We start from the raw sequence: 20,265 nt of genomic DNA, 5'->3' as shown, positions 1-20,265 counted from the left end.
GGTGCAGCGGCGGCCGGCGCGTCCGCCGCCGGGTACGCCGCGGCGCGCGCTGCCGCGATGCCGGCCCCGCCTGCGCCGTCGGCGCCGCCGTCGGTCCAGCCACGCTCGCTGGTGCCGCCGTCGAACGCTCTGCCGCCCGCCGCGGCAGGCCCAGGCATGGCGCCCCCGCCGCCCGCGGAGCAGAACTCCTTCCTCAAGCCGCTGACCGGTGCGATCCAGCGGGTGGCCGGTACCCGCTGGTCGCCCGTGCGCTCCGAGGGGACGCCCATGGCGGCCCCCGGGCAGGGCCCGGGCGCACCGCAGGGCCCCGGCGGTCCGAACGGACCGGGCGGCCCCGGCGGCCCGCACGGCCCCACCGGCCCGCACGGCCCCACCGGCCCGATGGGCCCGTACGGCTCGGGCGGGGCCGGCCAGGGTGAGTTCTTCGGCCTCGCCGGCGACGGTGCTCCGCGCCGCGGCCCCAAGGTGGCCCTGCTCATGGTGCTGGCCGTCGTGGTGCTGTTCGGGATCTACGCCGTGGCGGCGTGGGCCGTGAGCGACACCGCGCCCCGCGAGACCACCGTGGCGGGCGTCGACGTGGGCGGCATGACGCGGGCCGAGGCGGCATCGGCGATCACGGAGCAGCTCGCCCCGCGGGCCAAGGAGCCGATCGAGCTCACCGCGGGCGAGGGCAAGGCCCAGCTCTCCGCGGAGCCGAGCGGTCTCTCCGTCGACGCGGAGGCCACCGTCGCGGAGCTCACCGGGTTCTCACTGAGCCCGACCCGGATGTGGGCGCACATGTTCGGTGGCGCCGACGAGGAGCTCGTCCTGGCGGTCGACGAGGAGAAGTTCGGTTCCGCCGTGGCGGGGCTCGAGGACTCTCTGGCCGTCGACGCGGTGAACGGTACCGTCGCGTTCGTCGACGGGCAGGCGGTCAAGACGGACGCCAAGGAGGGCTCGCGGATCGTCGCGAGCGAGACGGCGCGCATCATCCAGGAGCGCTGGCTCCTCGAGGAGGGCCCCTTCGACCTGCCGGTCGAGCCGGTCGAGCCGGCCGTCACGCAGCAGGAGACCGAGGACGGCCTCGCCGTGGCGCAGAAGATCGTCTCGGCGCCGGTCACGGTGGCCGTGGGCGAGCAGTCCCCTGTGCTCTCGCCCGAGGTGCTGGCCGGGCTGTTCCGGTTCGAGCAGAAGGACGGCAAGCTGGCCACCATCGTGGACAAGGAGGCGACCGTCGCGGCTGTCGTCGACGGCACCACGGACCTGCTGCAGCTCCCGGACGACGCGCACTTCGAGTTCGTGGGCGGCAAGCCGACCGTGGTGGAGGGCAAGACCGGCACCACCCTCGACCCCGCGGAGGCGGCCAAGGCCGTGCGGGTCGCCGCGACGAGCGACGACCGTGAGACGTCGGTAGAGCTGGTCGAGCAGGACCCGAAGGAGACCGTCGAGTCCCTGGAGGCCCTGGGGGTCAAGGAGGTCGTCTCCGAGTTCCACACGCCGCTGACGAACGAGCCGGTGCGCACGCAGAACCTGGTGCGCGGTGCGCAGATGATCACCGGCGACCTGATCAAGCCGGGGGAGACGTTCTCCCTGCTGGACGCGCTCGCGCCGATCACGCTCGAGAACGGGTACTTCGACGCCGGCGTGGTCGAGAACGGCAAGCACGTCGAGGCGGTGGGTGGCGGCCTGTCGCAGATGGCGACGACCACGTTCAACGCGGGCTTCTTCGCCGGGTTCGAGGACATCGAGCACCACGCGCACTCGTACTGGTTCCCGCGCTACCCCCCGGGGCGTGAGGCCACGATCTACGTGGGTGCCAAGGACATGAAGTTCACCAACGACACCCCGTACGGCGCCGTGCTGCAGTCCTACGTGGCCGGCGGCGAGCTCTGGGTCAGGGTCTGGAGCACCAAGCACTACCGGGTCGAGGAGAGCAACAGCGGCAAGCAGAGCATCGTGCCGAAGTCCGTGGTCCACGACTCGTCGGCGGACTGCCAGCCGTACCCGGGTGGTGAGGACGGGTTCTCGATCAGCATCCACCGCAAGGTCTACGTGGGCGACGAGCTGGCCAAGGAGAACTCGTTCAACCACACCTACAACCCCGACAACCCCGTGGTGTGCGACAAGCCGTAAGGCCTGAGCGACCGACCGGCGGTAGGTTGCGCACATGCTTGGACGTAGCGAGCGGGAGTCTCCCGCGCACGCGGTGCTTGCCGCGCAGATGGCAGGTTGGAACGACCCGGTCGAGCTGCTGGACCTCGGCACCACGGCGGACACGCTCGCCACGGTCGCCGGCATCGAGGGCCTGGCCGCGGTGGTGCATCTGGGACACCCGGAGCACCCCGCGCCAGGTCTCGAGCGCGCCCTCCTGGAGGGCGCGCCGTCGCTGATCGTGACGGGCGCCGTGGCGGTCCCGGGGCAGTGGGTCTGGGTGGGCGCGGGTGCCACGGTGGGTCAGGTGGTGATCGACGAGGCAGGCATGCGGGACTGCGCCGGCGTGCTGCGCACCCTTGGTGCGAGCCCTCGTCTGGTGCCCACGCGCGCGACGGTCGAGGAGCGGATCGCCCTGGCCGGTGAGAGCGGGTCGCTCGTGATCGAGCGCTCCCGGGTCCCCGCGGGGTTCACCGAGCTCCCGGACAGCGCGGCCCTCGCCGAGGGTGGTCCCGTCTGGTACGGGCTGCTGGAGTCCCGTGGCGACTGGCCGCCGTTCACCGAGCCCGCGCAGGTGTGGCTCGCGTTCGGCCCGGTCGACGACCACCTCGGCTCCCTCCAGCCGACGCTCGCCCTCATCGCGGACGCCGGTCTCGACCTGGACCACCTGCGTAGTCAGCCCTCGACGGACGGGCCGCACGTGTTCTTCACGTCGTTCTCGTGCCCGACGTCGCAGCGGCTCAGCGACCTGGTCGACGCACTGACCAGGCAGGGCGTCGCGCACCGGACGCTCGCCGTGCTGCCGGGCGAGGCATTCGTGCCCGGCCCGGACGCCCTGACGCCGCGGTGGGCGTGACCGTGCGGGGCGCCGAGCACGGCACGCGGGCCGCCTACCTGGGTCCGGAGGGGACGTTCACGCACCAGGCGACGCTCGACTGGGCGCGCCGGCATGCCACACCAGGGGGCTCGGCGGACGCCCTGACCGTCGAACCGCTGGACACCGTCAAGAACGTGCACGACGCCGTGGCCACCGGCGCCGCCGACGTGGGGATCGTCGCCATCGAGTCCTCCGTCGAGGGCTACGTGGTGCCGTCGCTGGACACCCTGCTGTCCAGCGCGGACGTCGTCGCCGTCGACGAGGTGGCGCTCGACGTGTCGTTCGACGCGTTCGTGCGCCCCGGCCACGGAGAGCTGACCGAGGTGTCCGCACACCCGCACGGGCTGGCGCAGTGCGCCGGGTTCGTCACGGGGACCGGGTTGGCGACCGCCCCGGCGTCGTCCAACGCTGCCGCCTGCCGCGACGCGGGTCCGGGGACCATCGCGCTGGGCCCCACGATCTGCGGCGAGCTCTACGGTCTTGAGACCTACGCGACGGCGGTCGAGGACTTCCGCGGCGGCCGTACCCGGTTCCTGGTCCTGACGCGGCGGAGCGCGGCAGAGGCGCACCTGGCGCGCTCACGTGACGCCGGCGTGACCGCCTGGCGGACCATGGTGGCCATCACTCCCCCCGTGACCGGGCCGGGCGTGCTGGCCCGGATCACCGCCGCGTTCGGCGACCGCGGCGTGAACATGTCCAGCCTGATCACCCGGCCGCTCAAGGCCCAGGAGAGCAAGTACGTCTTCGTCGTGACGTTCGACGAGGCCCCATGGGACCAGGGCGCACGCGAGGTGCTGAACGACCTGCTCGCCGCGGGCGACTCGCTCAAGACGCTCGGCCTGTTCCCGGCCGGCGCCGGGTTCCGGGCACTGGACGGCGTGCTCGACCCGGACCACGCCCCGGTCGGCTCCGTGTCGGCGAAGGACCCGGGGCCCGCGCAGGGCCGAGGGCTGCTCTGGTGAGCGGCCTCGGCGCCCAGAGCGGCCCGGTCGGCATCGTGGGCCTCGGCCTGATCGGCGGCTCCCTGGCCAGGGCCCTGCAGGCGGCAGCCGTGCCGGTCGTCGCGACGGACCCGGCCTCTGCCCCGGAGGCGCGCGCGGCGGGCCTCTCCGTGGTGGACGACATCGCGGGGTTGGCCGCCCACCGGCCCGAGATCGTGGTGCTCGCCGCGCCGCTGCGCGCCATGCGGGCCGTCGCGGGCGATCTCGCCGAGGCGCTCGCGGGGGAGCAGGGCTGGGACCCGACGGTGACCGACGTCGGCTCGGTGAAGGCCCCCGTGCGCGAGGCGGTCGTGGACGCCGGGCTGGGTGACCGCTACGTGGGTGCGCACCCGATGTCGGGGACGGAGCGGAGCGGTTTCGGGGCGTCGTCGGCGGAGCTGATGCAGGGCATCCCGTGGGCGGTGACCTGTGCGGCGGCGGCAGCAGAGGTCGCGGGGACCGACCCCGCCCGCCTGGAACGGGTGCTGCGCCTGGTCACGGGCCCCCTCGGGGGAACGGCCGCCGTGCTGACCGACGAGCTGCACGACGAGGCCGCCGCGCTCGTGTCCCACGTGCCGCACGTTCTCGCCACCCAGCTGCTCGGGGCGGTGGCGAGCGCGCCGGTCCGGGACCTGGCGCTGGGACTCGCGGCGGGATCGTTCCGGGACGGCACCCGGGTGGGGCTCACCGACCCGCGTCGCACCGAGGCGATGGTCACCGAGAACGCCGCCTGGGTGGCCCCTGCGCTCCGGCTCGCGGCCCGGGAGATCGAGCGGCTCGCCGAGGCGCTGGACTCGAACGCGCCGACCCACTGGTTCTTCGACCGCCCCGACCCGGTGCGAGAGCTGATCGGCCGCCCGGGCGGGCCGCGCGTGACGGGCCTGCACCCGGGCGACGGGGCGCGAGGCGACGTCGGGCCGGACATCGAGACGGTGCGGCTGACGGGCGACTGGCCGGCGGAGCTGGTGGCCCGCTGCGCGGCGGGGGCCGTGGTGCTCGGCGTGGATGCCGGCGAGGCGCTGCTGCGGTAGCCGGGGACGGATCCCCCGTGAGAGGACAGAGAACTGTCCACACCGAGGGGATTCGTGCCGCCACGGTCTCTCATAGGTTCTCCAGCGACGGCGTGAGTGCGTCGCCGCAGGTCGAGAACTGGAGGACAAGGGTGTTGAAGACAACGCGACGGTCAGCGGGAGCCGGTAATCCCAGGAGGTTCGCCGGCGTGGTGATCGCGGCGGCGCTCACCGTCGCGGTGGCGGCCTGTGGCGGGGTCCCGGAAGGCGGCGCGACGAGCGACGCGTCACCGGGGGAGACTGCCTCCACGCCGAACATCACCTGGGGCGAGTGCCCGGCCCTGCCCGAGGGCGAGGGCGAGGGCACCAGGCGCGACCCGCGGCTCACCTGCGGAACGCTGCTGGTTCCGCTCGACTACCAGGACCCCGGTGGCGAGCAGATCGAGCTGGCCGTGTCGAAGCTGCCGGCAGCGAAGTCCGGCGACCGCCGCGGTGTCCTGCTGCTGAACCCGGGCGGCCCGGCGCTGCCCGGTCTGGACACACCGGGCGCCGTGGCGCCGACCCTGCCGTCGTCGGTGCTGGCGGCCTACGACCTGATCGGCTTCGACCCCCGCGGGGTCGGGCACAGCACCCCGCAGAGCTGTGGTCTCGAGGACCCGTCTCTCGCCGGCCTCTTCCCGTACCCGGCCGCGGACGGCTCGATCACCGCGAACGTCGACCGGGCCCGCGGCCACGCCGACCTGTGCGCGACCAACGCCGGCGAGAAGCTCCGGTACTTCACCACCGCCAACACGGCCCGCGACCTGGACCGCATCCGTGCGGCACTCGGTGAGGACCAGATCTCCTACTGGGGCCAGTCCTACGGCACCTACCTCGGCGCCGTCTACTCGTCGCTGTTCCCTGAGCACGCCGACCGGGTGGTCCTCGAGGGCAACGTCGACCCCACGAAGGTCTGGGCGAACGCGAAGGACAACTGGGGCAAGGCCATGGCGGACCGCTTCCCCGACGCGGCGCAGGTCGCCGCGGCGCAGGACGCCACGCTCGGACTGGGCGGCACCGTCGACGAGGTGACCCAGAACTACCTCGAGCTCGTCGACCGCCTCGACCGCGCTCCCGCGCCCGTCCCCGGCACCGAGCTGGCCCTGACCGGTGCGATGCTGCGCACCCTCACCTACAGCCTCCTGCTGAGCAACGACTCGCTCCCGATGCTCGCGCAGCTCTGGAAGGCAGCCGCCGGGCTGGCCGACGGCGCGCTCACCGAGGCGGACGGCGAGGTGCTGCAGCAGGTGTTCGCCGGGCCGCCGCCGACCCCTGGCGTGCCCGCGGACAACCAGGCCACCATGTTCCTGGCACTGACCTGTGGTGACGCGCGGTGGTCCGACGACGTCGACGACTACGCCCGCCGCACCGCCCAGGACCGCGCGGCCTGGCCGCTCAGCGCGGGGATGCCCGCCAACATCTGGGCGTGCGCCTTCTGGCCCGAGCCGGTCGAGGAGCCCGTCGCCGTGACCGACGAGGGACCGCGCAACACCCTGATCCTGCAGAACCGCAGGGACAACGCCACACCGTGGGAGGACGGCCTCGGGCTGTACGAGGTCCTCGGCCGGCGGGCGGCCTTCGTCGGCGCGGAGAACGGCGGGCACTACGTCTACGGCCAGGGCTCCACGTGCGTGGACGAGGCGACGGTGACGTTCCTGACCACGGGCAGGCTGCCGGACGAGAAGGTCGTCTGCGCCGACGTCGCTCCGCGGTGACCGTGCCCGCCGGCGGTAGGTGCCGGTAGACGGGGCTCCTGATGGCACGGCGGTGTACGACGGCCGTGCCACCGGGAGCCCCGTCGCCGTGCCCCGACGGCCGCGCTCACAGCGCCGCCGCCAGGGCGCGGCCCGTCGTGCGGCCCGTGAAGAGGCAGCCGCCCAGGAACGTGCCCTCCAGCGCGCGGTGCCCGTGCACGCCACCGCCGCCGAAGCCCGCGGCCTCACCCACCGCCCAGAGGCCCTCCAGCACGTGACCGTCCGGGGTGAGCGCACGGCCCGTCTCGTCGCACCAGAGCCCGCCGAGCGTCTTGCGCGTCAGTACCGACAGGCGCACGGCGAGCAGCGGCCCGTCCTCGGGATGGGTGAGGGAGCGCGGCGGTGCCACCCGGATCGCCTTGTCCACGATGAAGTGTCGCGCGGCCGCCGTCGCCACGACCTGCGGGTCCTTGCCCAGCCCGGTGGCGACCTGCGCGTCGCGGGCGGTGATGAGGGCGGCCAGCGCCTCGCCGTCGACGTGCCCGGACGAGCCCTCGGTGGCCTCGGTCAGCGCGTTCATCTTCGCGGCGAGCTCGGCGGGAGAATCCGCCCAGAGGAACTCCTCCGACTGCTCGGCGAACGTCCGCACCGGCACGGACCTCCCGCGCACCCGTTCCAGCAGCTGCGGCACCGACTTGCCGGTCAGGTCGGGGTTCTGCTCGGAGCCCGAGAGCGCGAACTCCTTCTCCATGATCGTCTTGTTCAGCACGAACCAGGAGTGGTCGTCGCCGCGGGTGGTGACGTGCCGCAGCGCGCCGAGGGCGTCGAAGCCCGGGAACAGCGGGCCGGGCAGGCGGCCGCCGTCGGCGTCGAGCCAGAGCGACGACGGGCCGGGCAGGATCCGGATGCCGTGCTTGGACCAGACCGGCGAGTGGTTCGCGATGCCCTCCGGGTAGTGCCACATGCGGTCCTCGTGCACGAGCGCCGCGCCGGACGCCGCGGCGGCCCCGAGCATGAGCCCGTCCGTCGAGTCCGGCACGCCGGACAGCATGCGCTCCGGCAGGCGACCCGCGTCGGCGGACCAGTGCGCGCGCGCCAGGTCGTGGTTCGCGCCGATCCCGCCGCTCGCGACGACGACCGCGTGCGCCGACAGCTCGACCTCGCCGGTCACGGTGCGGCCGGAGGGCTCGCCGCGGCCGGCGTCGTCGTCGGCCAGGATCTCCGCGCGCACCCCGGTGACGCGGCCGTCCGTGGTGACCAGCGACGTGACCCGGTGCCGGAAGCGCAGGTCGAGCAGTCCCGCGCGGTTGGCCTCGCGGGCCGCGACGACGAACGGCTCGACGACGGCGGGGCCGGTGCCCCACGTGACGTGGAACCGCGGCACGGAATTACCGTGCCCGCCGGCCTGGTAGCCGCCTCGCTCCGCCCACTGCACCAGCGGGAACCAGCGCACGCCCTTGGCGTGCATCCAGGAGCGCAGGTCGCCGGCCGCGAACTCCACGAACGCCTTCGCCCACCGGTAGCCGTACCGGTCCGGGCCCTCACCGCGCTCGGCGCCGGGTGCGAACTGGGCGGAACCGAGCCAGTCCGCGAACGCGAGGTCGGCGGAGTCCTTGACCTTGAGGCGGCGCTGCTCGGGGGAGTCCACGAGGAACAGGCCGCCGAAGGACCACCAGGCCTGCCCGCCCAGCGACGCCGCGGGCTCCTGGTCGAGCAGGACCACCCGCCTGCCCGCGGCCGTCAGCTCCGTCGCGGTGACGAGCCCCGACAGACCCGCGCCGATGACGATGACGTCGGTGTCGACCGTGGCGGCAACGTCGTTGTTGTGGACGGAGTCAGTCATGAACGCACTGTAACCAGGACATACCTACCGCGCCGCACCCCGGAGGCCACATCGTGGGTGAACTACGTAGCACCGGGGGAGAGCAGCACCTGAAGGCTGAGGGCGTCCATCGTCACCGAGGTCCGCGGGCCCGCCTCGTCCTCCGGGACGAAGGGGAAGTCCCAGGAGGAGTCCCACACGAGCTCCCACGGCGCGTTGCCGTCGCCGTCCCGCTCGGGCAGCGTCACGTGGGCGTCGTCCAGGCCGCCGTTGACCACCAGGAGCACGTCCGCGTCCCCCGCCGTCGGGCCCGGCCGCAGCATCTGCAGCACGCGCCGGCAGGGCTCGTTCCACATGTCGGGCTCCATCAGGTCACCCGTCCGCGCGTACCAGAGCAGGTCCGGGTCGGACTCGTGCGGCCGGGGCGAGCCCAGGAAGAACGAGTCGGCACGCAGCGCCGGATGCTCGCGTCGCAGCCGCAGCAGGTACCGGGTGGTCTCCAGCAGGTCGTTCGCGGCGTCGTCCAGCGACCACCGCAGCCAGGAGACCTCGTTGTCCTGGACGTACGCGTTGTTGTTGCCGCCCTGGCTGCGCCCGAACTCGTCGCCCGCGGTGAGCATGGGCGTGCCGGCGGCGAGCAGCAGGGTGCCCAGCAGGTTGCGCTGCGACCGGCGGCGCGGGGGCACGATCGCCTGCCACGGTTCCGTGGTGGCGTCGTCACCCGTCGGCGTGTGGCCCTCGATCCCGTGGTTCCACGACAGGTTGTTGTCCGTCCCGTCGCGGTTGTCCTCGCCGTTGGCCTCGTTGTGCTTGTGGTCGTAGGCCACGAGGTCCGCGAGCGTGAAGCCGTCGTGCGCCGTCACGTAGTTCACGGAGGCCACCGGGCCGCGCACCAGCGGCGGGTCGCCCGGCCCGAACAGGTCGGCGCTCCCCGCGAGCCGCGTCGCGAGGTCGCGCAGCCCGAGCATCTCCTGCCCGCGCGCGCCCTGCTTGGGCGCGTCCAGCCAGAAGCCGCGCGCGGCGTCGCGGAACCGGTCGTTCCACTCCGCCATGGGCGACGGGAACGAACCCGTCTGCCAGCCGCCGGGCCCCACGTCCCAGGGCTCCGCCACCAGCTTGAGACCCGACAGCACGGGGTCGGTCTGCAGGGCCACCAGGAACGGGTGGTCCGGGTCGAACCCGACGTTGCCGCGGCCCAGGGTCACCGCCAGGTCGAACCGGTAACCGTCCACGCCCACGGTCTCGGCCCAGTACCGCAGCGAGTCCAGGGCCAGCTGGATCACGCGCGGGCGCCGGAAGTCCAGCGAGTTGCCCGTGCCGGCGACGTCGGCGAGCGCCGCCGGCGACGCGCCGTCGTGCAGGTAGTAGACGGGGTTGTCGAGGCCGCGCCAGGCCACGTGCAGCCCGTCGTCGCCGCCCTCGCAGGTGTGGTTGTAGACCACGTCGAGCAGCACCTCGATGCCGGCCTCGTGCAGCAGGTGCACCATGCCGCGCACCTCGTCGAGCACGGCCTCGGCGCCCTGCTCCTGTGCCGCGCGGGTCGCGTACGCGGCGTTGGGCGCGAAGAACCCGAGGGTGTTGTAGCCCCAGTAGTTCGGCAGGTCCTGGGCGGCGAGGCGCGGCTCGGCCACGCTCTTGTGGATCGGCAGCAGCTCGAGCGTGGTCACACCGAGGCTCAACAGGTGCTCGACGACGGCGGGGTGCGCCACTCCGGCGTAGGTGCCGCGCAGCTCGGCCGGGACGTCCTCGCGGAGCATCGTCAGGCCGCGCACGTGCGCCTCGTAGACGACGGTCTCGGCCCACGGCACGCGCGGCCGGGACAGGGGAGCGGGTGGCGGCAGCGGCGCGACGACGACGGAGTGCGGCACGTAGGGCAGCGAGTCGGTCTCGTCGGGCGCGCCGTAGGGGTCGCCGAGCCACCAGCCCGGCTCGCGCTCCGTGGACACCGAGCCGACCACCTCCGGCCCGTAGCGCAGCCGGCCGGCGAACCCGCGGGCGTACGGGTCGATCAGCAGCTTGGCCGGGTTGTGCCGCAGCCCGGCGCGCGGGTCCCACGGTCCGTACACGCGGAACCCGTAGCGCTGGCCGGGGGCGACGTCGGGGACGTGCGTGTGCCAGACGCCGTACACGGGCCCCACCATCTCGACGCGTCGCTCGGTGTACCGGTCGGGGTCGTGCTCGTCCAGGGACGGGTCGGCGACGTCGATGAGGCACAGGTCGACGGCGGTCGCGTGGGACGCGAGGACGGCCGCGTCGATGCCGCCGTCCGGCGTGACGTAGACCCCGAGGGGCGGCACGTGGCTCCGCCGGGCCGTCGGCCGGATGAGCGGCCGGACCACCGGCCGCGGCGCCGGGTCGCCCGGGGCGCGCTGCGGTTCTGCTCGTCGTGACTGCACCATGCGCCCAATCGTTGCAGGCCCGCCTGTGGACGGGATCCGTCACACGCCGCCCGACGTCGTACCGTTTACCTCATGCGCATCGTGGTCACCGTCAAGTACGTCCCGGACATCAGCACCGAGCGCGGTTTCGCTGGTGGTCGGGTCGTGCGCTCCGCTGCCGAGGGCACCCTCAACGAGCTGGACGAGAACGCCGTCGAGGCCGCGCTGCGGCTCGTCGAGGCCGAGCGCGAGTCCGGCGCCATCGGCCCGGACGACGGTGAGGTCGTGGTGGTCACCATGGCCGGCCCCGACGGCGACGTCGCGCTGCGCAAGGCGTTCCAGCTCGGCGTGGACCGCGGCATCCGCGTGTCCGACGACGCCCTGGCCGGCTCCGACTACTTCGGCACCGCCGCCGTGCTGGCCGCCGCCGTCCGCAAGGTCGGCGAGGAGGGGCCGGTGGACCTCGTGGTGACCGGCATGGCCGCGCTCGACGGCCTGGGCTCGGTGGTCCCGACGCTGCTCGGCGCCGAGCTCGGTCTGCCCACGCTGAACCTCGCCAAGAAGGTGGAGCCGGCGCCGGCGGAGGGCTCGGCGCGCGTGCTCACCATCACCCGCGAGATCGACGACGTGACCGAGCGGCTCTCCGCGCCGCTGCCGGCCGTCCTGTCCGTGACGGACGCCGCCAACCAGCCGCGCTTCCCTGGCTTCAAGCTCATCATGGCGGCCCGCACCAAGGAGATCGAGGTGTGGTCCCCGGCCGACCTGGGGTTCGACACCGCCGTCGCGGGCACCACGGGTGCACGGACCGAGACGCTCTCCGCCGAACCGCGGCCGGAGCGCGCCGAGCCCGAGATCGTCACCGACAAGGGCGAGGGCGGCGTGGCGCTCGCCGACTTCCTGATCCGTAACGACCTGGTCTGACTGAGAGGCACCCGATGACCAACCGCACAGTCCTGGTCCTGCTCGACCCCGCGACCGAGGTACGGACCAGCGTGCTCGAGCTGCTCACCATCGCGCGCGGCCTCGGCCGGGTCGAGGCGGTCGCCCTGGAGGCCCCGACCGTGGAGGTGCTCGCGCAGCTCGGCGCCTACGGCGTCGAGACGGTGCACCAGGCCGAGCCAGCCCGCGCCGGCGTCCACGTGAGCGGCGACGAGCGGCACCTGCCGGCCGTCGTCGCCGCGGGCCTGGCGGCCGCCGTGCGCCGCACGGACGCCGACGTGGTGCTCCTGCCCACGTCGTTCGCGGCCAAGGAGGCCGCCGCGCTCACGGCTCACGAGCTCGGGGCCGGTCTGGTCATCGACGCGGCCGCCGTGGACGAGGCCGAGAACGGCCGGATCGTGGCGGGCAAGCGCGTGTTCGCCGGCGCGTGGGACACCCGGTGCGCGGTGACCACCGATGTCGCCGTGGTGACCGTCCGGGCCAACTCGGCGGTCGCGCAGCCCGCTGACGCCGCCGTCGAGCCGGTGACCGAGGGGTTCGCCGTCGAGGTGGCGCCGTCCGCGGTGACGCTCCTGGCGCGCGAGGTCAAGGCCGACACGAGCGGCCGGCCGCCCCTCGACCAGGCCGCGGTGGTCGTGGCCGGTGGTCGTGGCACCGACGGCGACTTCGGGCCCGTCGAGGACCTCGCGGACGCGCTCGGCGCGGCCGTCGGGGCGTCCCGCGACGCGGCGTTCGAGGGCTGGTGGGACTCCTACGTGGGGCAGACCGGTGTCACCGTGGCACCCCGCGTCTACATCGGCGCCGGCATCTCGGGCGCACCGCACCACCGTGGCGGCATGCAGGCCTCCCAGGTGATCGTCGCGGTGAACAGCGACCCGGAGGCGCCGATCTTCGAGATCTGCGACTTCGCGGTGGTGGGTCAGTTGGCGGACGTGCTGCCGCAGGCCGCGGCGGAGATCCGCAAGCGGAGGAGCTGAGGCGGGTCCGTGCGGGTGCCACGCCATTCTCCGCACACCACGCCATCCTCTGCCGTTTCAGCGCGTCAGCGCGGACGATGGCGTGGGTCGCGGACGATGGCGTGGCCCACTGGCCATGGGGCGGGTTGAGCGGTCCGTATCTCGTGGTGGAATGACGGGATGAAGCAGCTCGCGTCCGGACGGAGACCGCTGTCGCCCACGGAGCGGCGCCGCACGGCGCGGCACCTCCTGCTCGACGGGTTCGGCCTGGCGGCGCAGGAGAGCCTCGCCGCGTCGCGGGTGGTCGTCGTGGGCGCGGGCGGGCTCGGCTCCCCGGTGCTGCAGTACCTCGCCGCCGCCGGCGTCGGCACGCTCGGCATCATCGACGACGACGACGTCGAGGCGTCCAACCTGCAGCGGCAGGTGCTGCACTCCGCGGCCGACGTCGGGCGGGCCAAGACGGAGTCGGCCGCCGACACGCTGCGGGGGCTGGCTCCCGACGTCGAGGTGATCGCACACCGCGAGCGGCTGACCCGCGGCAACGCCGCGAGGATCCTCGGCGGCTACCACCTGGTGCTCGACGGCTCGGACACGTTCGAGACGCGCTACGCGGTGTCCGACGCCGCCGCCGGCCTCGGGCTACCCGTGGTCTGGGGCACGGTGCTCGGCTGGGACGGCCAGGTGAGCGTCTTCTGGTCGGCGGCGCCGGGCGGCCGGGCCATCACCTACCCGGACGTGTACGGACCGCAGCCGCCCGAGGGGGAGTCGTGCTCGACCGTCGGCGTGCTCAGCCCGGCGTGCGGCGTGGTCGGCTCGACGATGGCGGTCGAGGCGGTCAAGGTGCTGACCGGTACCGGTGACCCCGCACTGGGCCGCCTGCTGGTCTACGACGCGCGCACCTCCACGTGGGACACGGTCGAGCTGGCGCCGCCGGCCGGCCCGGACCCGCTGAACGCCGCGCCGGTGGCACCGGCGGCGGCCGCGCCGTCCTCCCGGGGACCGGGCCCGGACCCGGAACCGGACCCGGAACCGGACCCGGAACCGGAACCGGAACCGGAACCGCTGCCGGTGCCGGAACCGGCACCCGGCCTGCTCCTGCTCGATGTCGGCCTCCGGCCGGGCGCCGTGCCCGGCGCGGTGTTCGTGCGGCTGGAGGACCTCGCAGCCGGCAACCTGCCGCCCGAGCTGCTGGACCACCCGCTCGACGGGCCGGTGCTCGTGGTGTGCGAGCGCGGCCTGCGCTCGCGTGGCGCGGAGCAGCTGCTGCGCGCCGAGGGGTGGCGGGACGTCACGAGCCGCGCGATGCTCGGGTGAGGCACCCACCTGGACACGTCCCGTTCATCTGGGCGTACCGGACCTTTCGCGGGCGAGACACCGCCTGCTCCTAGGTTGACGTCGACCTACCCCCCAGCTCGGACCGGAGAACCTCCGATGACGATCGCTCCCGAACATCGCCAGCTGCTGACGGTGCACACGCACGCGCGCGGCAAGCGCAGCCCCGTCACCTGCCGTCTCAAGTGCAACGACGCGTGCCTTCACCCCGCTCCCAACGAGAGCGCCAACGAGTACTTCAAGGACGTCGTGAGCTCGGTGCTGTCCCGCCGCGCCATGCTGGGCACGATGGCGGTCGCCGCCGGTGCCGTGGTCATCGGCGCGCAGGGCGCCGGCGCGCCGTCGGCCGCCGCCGCGACCATGCCGGAGGGGCGCTTCCCCGGCCACGGTCACGGCAAGGGCCTGGCCTTCGGCGCGATCGAGCCGCAGCACGTCGACGTCGACCAGCTCGTGGTGCCCGACGGTTACACGTGGGACCCGATCATCCGCTGGGGCGACCCGATCCTGCCGGGCGCCCGCACGTTCGACCCCCACAACCAGTCGCCGGAGCAGCAGGCCAAGCAGTTCGGCTACAACTGCGACTACCTCGACATCCTGCCGTTCGACGCGGGCGACGACCGCCGCGGCACCCGCGGCCTCCTGGTGTCCAACCTCGAGTACACGAACGCGTCGATCATGTTCCCGGCCACGGAGAAGTACTGGGAGACCGACGCCGCCGGCAACGTCACCGACACCAAGAACGCCTACGCCCGCGCCATCGAGCGCGCCGCGCACGGCATGGCCGTCGTCGAGGTCCGCCGCAAGGCGCCCGGCAAGCCCTGGTCCTACCAGCGGATCAGCCCGGTCAACCGCCGCATCCACATGGACACCGAGTTCGTCATCGACGGCCCGGCCGCAGGCACCGACCTGCTCAAGACCGCGGCGGACCCGACGGGCACCCGCGTGCTGGGCACCATGAACAACTGCGCGGGCGGCACCACCCCGTGGGGCACCGTCCTGTCGGGCGAGGAGAACTTCAACGGCTACTTCGTGGCCGCCGGAGCCAATCCGACCGCTGACGCGCGCTACGGCATCGGCCGCTCCACCAGCTACAACTGGGAGGCCGACGACCCGCGCTTCGGCGGCGGCGCCGGCTACGAGAACGAGTCGCACCGCTTCGGCTGGATCGTCGAGCTCGACCCGCACGACCCGTCCGCCCCGCCGGTGAAGCACACCGCCATGGGCCGGTTCAAGCACGAGGGTGCCAACGTCACCCTGTCCCGCCGCGGGCACGCCGTCGCCTACATGGGTGACGACCAGGCGTTCGACTACATCTACAAGTTCGTCTCCAAGGACCGGGTCGCCAAGGGCAGCTCGCGGTGGGCGCGCGCGCACAACAAGACGCTGCTCTCCGAGGGCGACCTGTACGTCGCCAGGCTCACGGGCGACTCGCCCGCCGCCGAGATCGACGGCTCCGGCGCGCTCCCGTCCGACGGCGCCTTCGACGGCTCCGGCGAATGGCTGCCCCTGGTGCTCGACGGCGTCAGCCAGGTGGACGGCATGTCCGTCGAGGAGGTGCTCGTCTACACGCGCCTGGCGGCGGACACCGTCGGCGCCACGAAGATGGACCGCCCCGAGGACGTCGAGATCAGCCCGGTCACCGGCCGCGTCTACGTCGCGTGCACCAACAACTCGGGCCGCACGCCGGGCAACGCCGTCGAGGGTGCCACCGAGTCCAACCCGCGTACCCACAAGGTCATGAACGGGGCCACCACCAACGGCAACCGTGACGGCCACGTCGTCGAGATCATCCCGTCGGGCGACCAGACCTCCACCCGCTTCACGTGGAACCTGCTGCTCGTCGCGGGCGACCCCGCCGTCGAGGGCACGTACTTCGCGGGCTACCCGAAGGACCGGGTCTCGCCGATCTCCTGCCCGGACAACCTCGCGTTCGACGCCGAGGGCAACCTCTGGATCTCGACCGACGGTCAGCCCAGCTCCAGCGGCATCGCCAAGTGCGACGGCCTGTTCAAGGTGCCGGTCGCGGGCCGCGAGCGCGGGCACGTCCAGCAGTTCCTCTCGGTCCCGGCCGGCGCCGAGACCTGCGGCCCGGTCATCGACTCGCGTGACGGCATGGTCTACGTGAACGTGCAGCACCCGGGCGAGGACGGCACGTTCGACGCGCCGCAGTCGTTCTTCCCCGACTACGTCGCGGAGGGGGCGCCGGTGGAGGCCGGCGACTTCCGCGGCCCGCGCCCCACGGTGGTGCAGGTCTACCGCGACCGTGGCCACGGCCGCCCCGGCCGCTGACCCACCACCCGCTGACCGTAGAGTGCCGGCCGTCTGTGCCCCGAACAGGGATCACCGCACAGGCAGCCGGCACTCGACGGCTTGGGGGCTGGGCGCGAGGTGAGCATCTCGCGTCATCTCACAGCCCGGGATGCGATCCGGGGTTCCCGGCGTTCGTAGACTTGATGACCGTGACCACCCCGCCCCCCGAGCCCGCACGCACACCCATGACGGTGAGCGGCGCGCACGGCACACCGCCCCGCGAGCCGGACGGTGCGTACCTCGACCACGCCGCGACCACGCCCATGTCGGCCGCGGCGCTCGCAGCGTTCGTGGCCGCGGCGCAGCGCACCGGCAACGCGTCGTCGCTGCACTCCGCGGGCCGCACGGCCAGGCGCGCCGTCGAGGAGGCACGGGAGACGCTCGCGAAGGCGCTCGGCGCCCGGCCCAGCGAGGTCATCTTCACGGCGGGCGGCACCGAGGCCGACAACCTGGCGATCAAGGGCATCTTCTGGGGCCGGCGCGCGCAGGACACCCGCCGCTGCCGCATCCTCGTCTCCGCCGTCGAGCACCACGCGGTGCTCGACCCGGCGTTCTGGCTCGCGGGCCACGCGGGCGCGGAGATCGTGCTGCTGCCCGTCGACGGTGAGGGCCGGCTCGACCTCGACGCCCTCCGCGCGGAGCTCGCCGCCCACGCCGACGAGACCGCGCTGATCAGCGTCATGTGGGCCAACAACGAGGTGGGCACCCTCCAGCCCGTCCGCGACGTCGTGCGTGCGGCACGCCCGTACGGCATCCCCGTGCACACCGACGCCGTGCAGGCGGTGGGCCAGACCGAGGTGGACTTCACCGGGTCGGGCGTGGACGCTATGACGGTGAGCGGCCACAAGCTGGGCGGCCCCGTCGGCGTCGGCGCGCTGCTCGCCCGGCGCGACCTCGCGCTCGACGCCGTGCTGCACGGCGGTGGCCAGGAGCGTGGCGTGCGCTCCGGCACCCTGGACGCGGCATCGATCGCGGCCTTCGGCGTCGCCGCGCACCACGCCGTCGGGTGCATGCCGGAGCGTGCCGCCCGGCTCGCCGCGCTGCGCGACGACCTCGTGGCCCGGGTGCGCGCCGCGGCGCCCAGCGCCGTGCTGCGCGGCCCGGAGCCGACGCCGCACCCGACGAGCGAGCCGGACGCACCGCGCGGCACGGGCCCGGTCGACCGGCTGCCCGGCAACGCCCACTTCACCTTCCCCGGCGCGGAGGGCGACTCCCTGCTGTACCTGCTGGACTCGGCGGGGGTGCAGGCCTCGACCGGGTCGGCCTGCCAGGCGGGCGTGCCGCAGCCGTCGCACGTGCTCCTGGCGATGGGCGTGCCCGAGACCGAGGCGCGGGGCGCCCTGCGGTTCTCGCTCGGGGCCACGTCCACGGAGGCCGACGTCGACCGCCTGGTGGCCGCGCTGCCCCAGGTCGTCGCGCGGGCCCAGGCCGCCGGACTGGTGTCCGGCCGTTCCATCGGAGGCATGTCATGAGGGTGCTCGCCGCTATGTCCGGCGGTGTGGACTCCGCGGTCGCCGCCGCGCTCGCCGTCGAGGCGGGGCACGACGTCGTGGGCGTGCACATGGCGCTGTCCCGCAACCGCGACCAGTTCCGCACGGGGTCACGCGGCTGCTGCTCCATCGAGGACGCTGGCGACGCGCGGCGGGCCGCCGACGTGCTCGGCATCCCGTACTACGTGTGGGACCTGTCCGAGCGGTTCGAGGACACCGTGGTGGCCGACTTCCTCTCGGAGTACGAGGCCGGCCGCACCCCCAACCCGTGCGTGCGCTGCAACGAGCACATCAAGTTCGAGGCCCTGCTCGACAAGGCGACCGCCCTCGGGTTCGACGCCGTCGCCACGGGCCACTACGCGCGCATCGAGACGCGAGAGGTCGCGCTGCCCGACGGCGGCCGGCGCACCGTCCGCGAGCTGCACCGCTCGCCGAACGACGCCAAGGACCAGTCCTACGTGCTCGCGGTCGCCGGGGCCGACCGGCTCGCGCGCGCCATGTTCCCGCTCGGCGGGTTCGCGTCCAAGGACGAGGTACGGGCGGAGGCCGCCCGCCGTGGGCTGTCGGTGTCGGCGAAGCCCGACTCCTACGACATCTGCTTCGTGGCCGACGGCGACACCCGCGGCTTTCTCCGGTCGCGCCTTGGCTCCCGGCCCGGCGCGGTGGTCGACACCTCGGGCGAGGTGGTGGGCGAGCACGACGGCGCGTACTCCTTCACCGTGGGCCAGCGCAAGGGCCTCGGCCTGGGGCGGCCGGCCGCGGACGGCAAGGCGCGGTACGTGGTCGACGTGCAGCCCACGACCAACACCGTGGTGGTCGGGCCCGCCGAGCTGCTGAGCGTGGACCGGATCACGGGGGAGAAGGCCCTGTGGTTCGACGGCGTGCCGGCCGACGTCGTCCCCGACCCGGACGGCTGGTTCGAGGCCGAGGTGCAGGTGCGCGCCCACGGTGCGCCGGTCCCTGCGCGGGTGCGGTCGATCGCCCGCCTCGACGGCACGTATGGTGACGGCGTCCCGGGAGGCGAGGCGCCGGACGCCGAGGGTCCGTCCCAGGCGGCTCCCGCGATGGAGATCGAGCTGACGGGCGCGCCCCTGCGTGGTGTCGCGCCGGGCCAGTCGGTGGTGGTGTACCGCGGTACGCGCGTGCTGGGCCAGGCGACGGTGGCCCGGTCCTGGCGGTCGCCGGTCACTGACCGAACGCGCTGACCTCGGTCCCTGGGACGAGACCGCGGACAGAATCGCGGACAGAATCGCGGACAGAGGAGACCTGATGAGTGCTGTGAGCGGCCATGGGCCGTGGCCCGGGGCGGAGCGTGATGTCCTCGAGGCGCAGCAGACGGCGCTCGGGGAGCTCGCCGAGCTGCCGACCGGTATCGACGCCGTGCCGTTCCTGACGCAGCTCACGCAGCGCGGTCCCGGCGCGGACGCCCTGGGCCGCACGGCGGTGCGCCTCGCCGAGATGCCGGTCGAACTGGGCCCGCACGGCTGGAAGCTCACCGAGCGGCCCGGCGTCGACGCGCGGCGCGCCGACGCGTTCTGGCGGGAGGACCTCGGCGCCCTCGCCATCGCCGCGCACGGCCACACGGGCCGGCTCACGGTGGAGCTGCTGGGGCCGTGGACGCTGGCGGCGCAGCTGTGGTCGGCGCGCGGGGACCGCGTCCTCGCCGACGTCGGCGCCCGGCGCGACCTCGGCCTCGCGCTCGCCGAGAGCGTGCGCACGCTGGTGTCGGACGTGCTGGACCAGGTGCCCGGCGCCGAGGTGACGGTGCAGCTCGCGGAACCGCTGCTCGGTCAGGTGCACGCGGGCGTGCTGCCGACGTTCTCCGGCTTCTCGCGCCTGCGGGCGGTGGCGGGCCCCGACATCGTCGACGGCCTGGAGCCGGTGCTCGCGGCGGTCCGGGACGCGGGCGCGCGGTCCGTGGTGCACCTCGGGGGAACCTGGGTCGGAGTACCGCCCGTGGTGCTCGCGGGTGCCGACGCGCTGGGCCTGGACCTGGCCGACGTCGGGCCGGGCGGCTGGAACGAGCGCGCCTGGGAGCTGGTGGCCCGTGCCATGGAGCGCGGCACGGGGCTCTGGGCCGGGCTGCCTCCGGTGCAGGTCTCGCAGTGTGCCGGCCCGGCGCTCGGCGAGCTCGCCGACCTCGTGGCGGTCCCGTGGCGCCGGATCGGTCTGTCCGCCGCGACGCTCGCCGACGTGACGCTGCTGGCCGCGCCCCGCCAGTCGCTCGGCTCGACCGACGCCCACCGCGCCGAGCTGGCCAACCTGGGCCGCGTGGCGGAGACCCTCTCGGAGCGCGCCGAGGCGTAGG

General features: G+C 74.0%; 14 protein-coding genes. 12 read left to right on the top strand and 2 right to left on the bottom strand.

The genetic code is table 11. From position 1 onward, the window contains the following. Positions 1-156 precede the first annotated feature (156 nt). The 5 genes from ACYVK7_RS15555 (at position 157) to ACYVK7_RS15535 (ending at position 6,751) form a co-directional block, all read left to right on the top strand. Positions 157-2,112 carry a VanW family protein gene (locus ACYVK7_RS15555; protein WP_460888629.1) on the top strand — a complete coding sequence of 652 codons (1,956 nt, stop codon included), beginning with the start codon at positions 157-159 and terminating at the stop codon, positions 2,110-2,112. Positions 2,113-2,146: 34 nt separating this feature from the next. Then, complete coding sequence (locus ACYVK7_RS15550; protein WP_460888628.1) at positions 2,147-2,986, top strand: hypothetical protein; 840 nt, start codon at positions 2,147-2,149, stop codon at positions 2,984-2,986. Then, positions 2,983-3,969 carry a prephenate dehydratase gene (locus ACYVK7_RS15545; RefSeq protein ID WP_460888627.1) on the top strand — a complete coding sequence of 329 codons (987 nt, stop codon included), beginning with the start codon at positions 2,983-2,985 and terminating at the stop codon, positions 3,967-3,969. The genes ACYVK7_RS15550 and ACYVK7_RS15545 overlap by 4 nt, the downstream gene beginning before the upstream one ends. Then, on the top strand, positions 3,966-5,018 hold the full coding sequence (locus tag ACYVK7_RS15540) for a prephenate dehydrogenase (RefSeq protein ID WP_460888626.1): 1,053 nt from the start codon (positions 3,966-3,968) through the stop codon (positions 5,016-5,018). Before ACYVK7_RS15545 ends, ACYVK7_RS15540 begins: the two co-directional genes overlap by 4 nt. Positions 5,019-5,206: 188 nt before the next feature. After that, positions 5,207-6,751 carry an alpha/beta fold hydrolase gene (locus tag ACYVK7_RS15535; protein WP_460888625.1) on the top strand — a complete coding sequence of 515 codons (1,545 nt, stop codon included), beginning with the start codon at positions 5,207-5,209 and terminating at the stop codon, positions 6,749-6,751. A gap of 106 nt (positions 6,752-6,857) precedes the next feature. On the opposite strand, the gene ACYVK7_RS15530 is transcribed toward ACYVK7_RS15535, so the two are convergent. Further along, on the bottom strand, positions 6,858-8,573 hold the full coding sequence (locus tag ACYVK7_RS15530; protein WP_460888624.1) for an FAD-binding dehydrogenase: 1,716 nt from the start codon (positions 8,571-8,573) through the stop codon (positions 6,858-6,860). A gap of 62 nt (positions 8,574-8,635) precedes the next feature. Next, a complete protein-coding gene (glgX, locus tag ACYVK7_RS15525; RefSeq protein ID WP_460888623.1) occupies positions 8,636-10,951 on the bottom strand; it encodes a glycogen debranching protein GlgX in 2,316 nt (771 codons plus the stop codon). A gap of 72 nt (positions 10,952-11,023) precedes the next feature. Between glgX and ACYVK7_RS15520 the strand changes: the two genes are divergently transcribed. The 7 genes from ACYVK7_RS15520 (at position 11,024) to ACYVK7_RS15490 (ending at position 20,264) form a co-directional block, all read left to right on the top strand. Next, the gene (locus ACYVK7_RS15520) at positions 11,024-11,851 is read left to right on the top strand and encodes an electron transfer flavoprotein subunit beta/FixA family protein (protein WP_460888622.1); all 828 of its coding nucleotides are present in this window, start codon (positions 11,024-11,026) and stop codon (positions 11,849-11,851) included. Between the two features lie 14 nt (positions 11,852-11,865). Beyond that, the gene (locus tag ACYVK7_RS15515) at positions 11,866-12,846 is read left to right on the top strand and encodes an electron transfer flavoprotein subunit alpha/FixB family protein (RefSeq protein WP_460888621.1); all 981 of its coding nucleotides are present in this window, start codon (positions 11,866-11,868) and stop codon (positions 12,844-12,846) included. A gap of 159 nt (positions 12,847-13,005) precedes the next feature. Then, entirely contained in the window at positions 13,006-14,139 is a 1,134-nt protein-coding gene (locus tag ACYVK7_RS15510; RefSeq protein WP_460888620.1) for a ThiF family adenylyltransferase, read from the top strand. A 117-nt stretch (positions 14,140-14,256) separates the two neighbouring features. After that, positions 14,257-16,446 carry a PhoX family protein gene (locus tag ACYVK7_RS15505; RefSeq protein WP_460888619.1) on the top strand — a complete coding sequence of 730 codons (2,190 nt, stop codon included), beginning with the start codon at positions 14,257-14,259 and terminating at the stop codon, positions 16,444-16,446. A gap of 206 nt (positions 16,447-16,652) precedes the next feature. After that, positions 16,653-17,939, top strand: coding sequence for a cysteine desulfurase family protein (locus tag ACYVK7_RS15500; protein ID WP_460888631.1), 1,287 nt, complete (start codon positions 16,653-16,655; stop codon positions 17,937-17,939). Next, on the top strand, positions 17,936-19,162 hold the full coding sequence (gene mnmA / locus ACYVK7_RS15495) for a tRNA 2-thiouridine(34) synthase MnmA (protein ID WP_460888618.1): 1,227 nt from the start codon (positions 17,936-17,938) through the stop codon (positions 19,160-19,162). Before ACYVK7_RS15500 ends, mnmA begins: the two co-directional genes overlap by 4 nt. A gap of 64 nt (positions 19,163-19,226) precedes the next feature. Then, on the top strand, positions 19,227-20,264 hold the full coding sequence (locus ACYVK7_RS15490; protein WP_460888617.1) for a uroporphyrinogen decarboxylase/cobalamine-independent methonine synthase family protein: 1,038 nt from the start codon (positions 19,227-19,229) through the stop codon (positions 20,262-20,264). Position 20,265: the final 1 nt, after the last annotated feature.

The organism is Promicromonospora xylanilytica (genome assembly GCF_054782895.1).
Note: the sequence above shows the minus strand (reverse complement) of the source record. Positions and strands in the feature narration are given on the sequence as shown.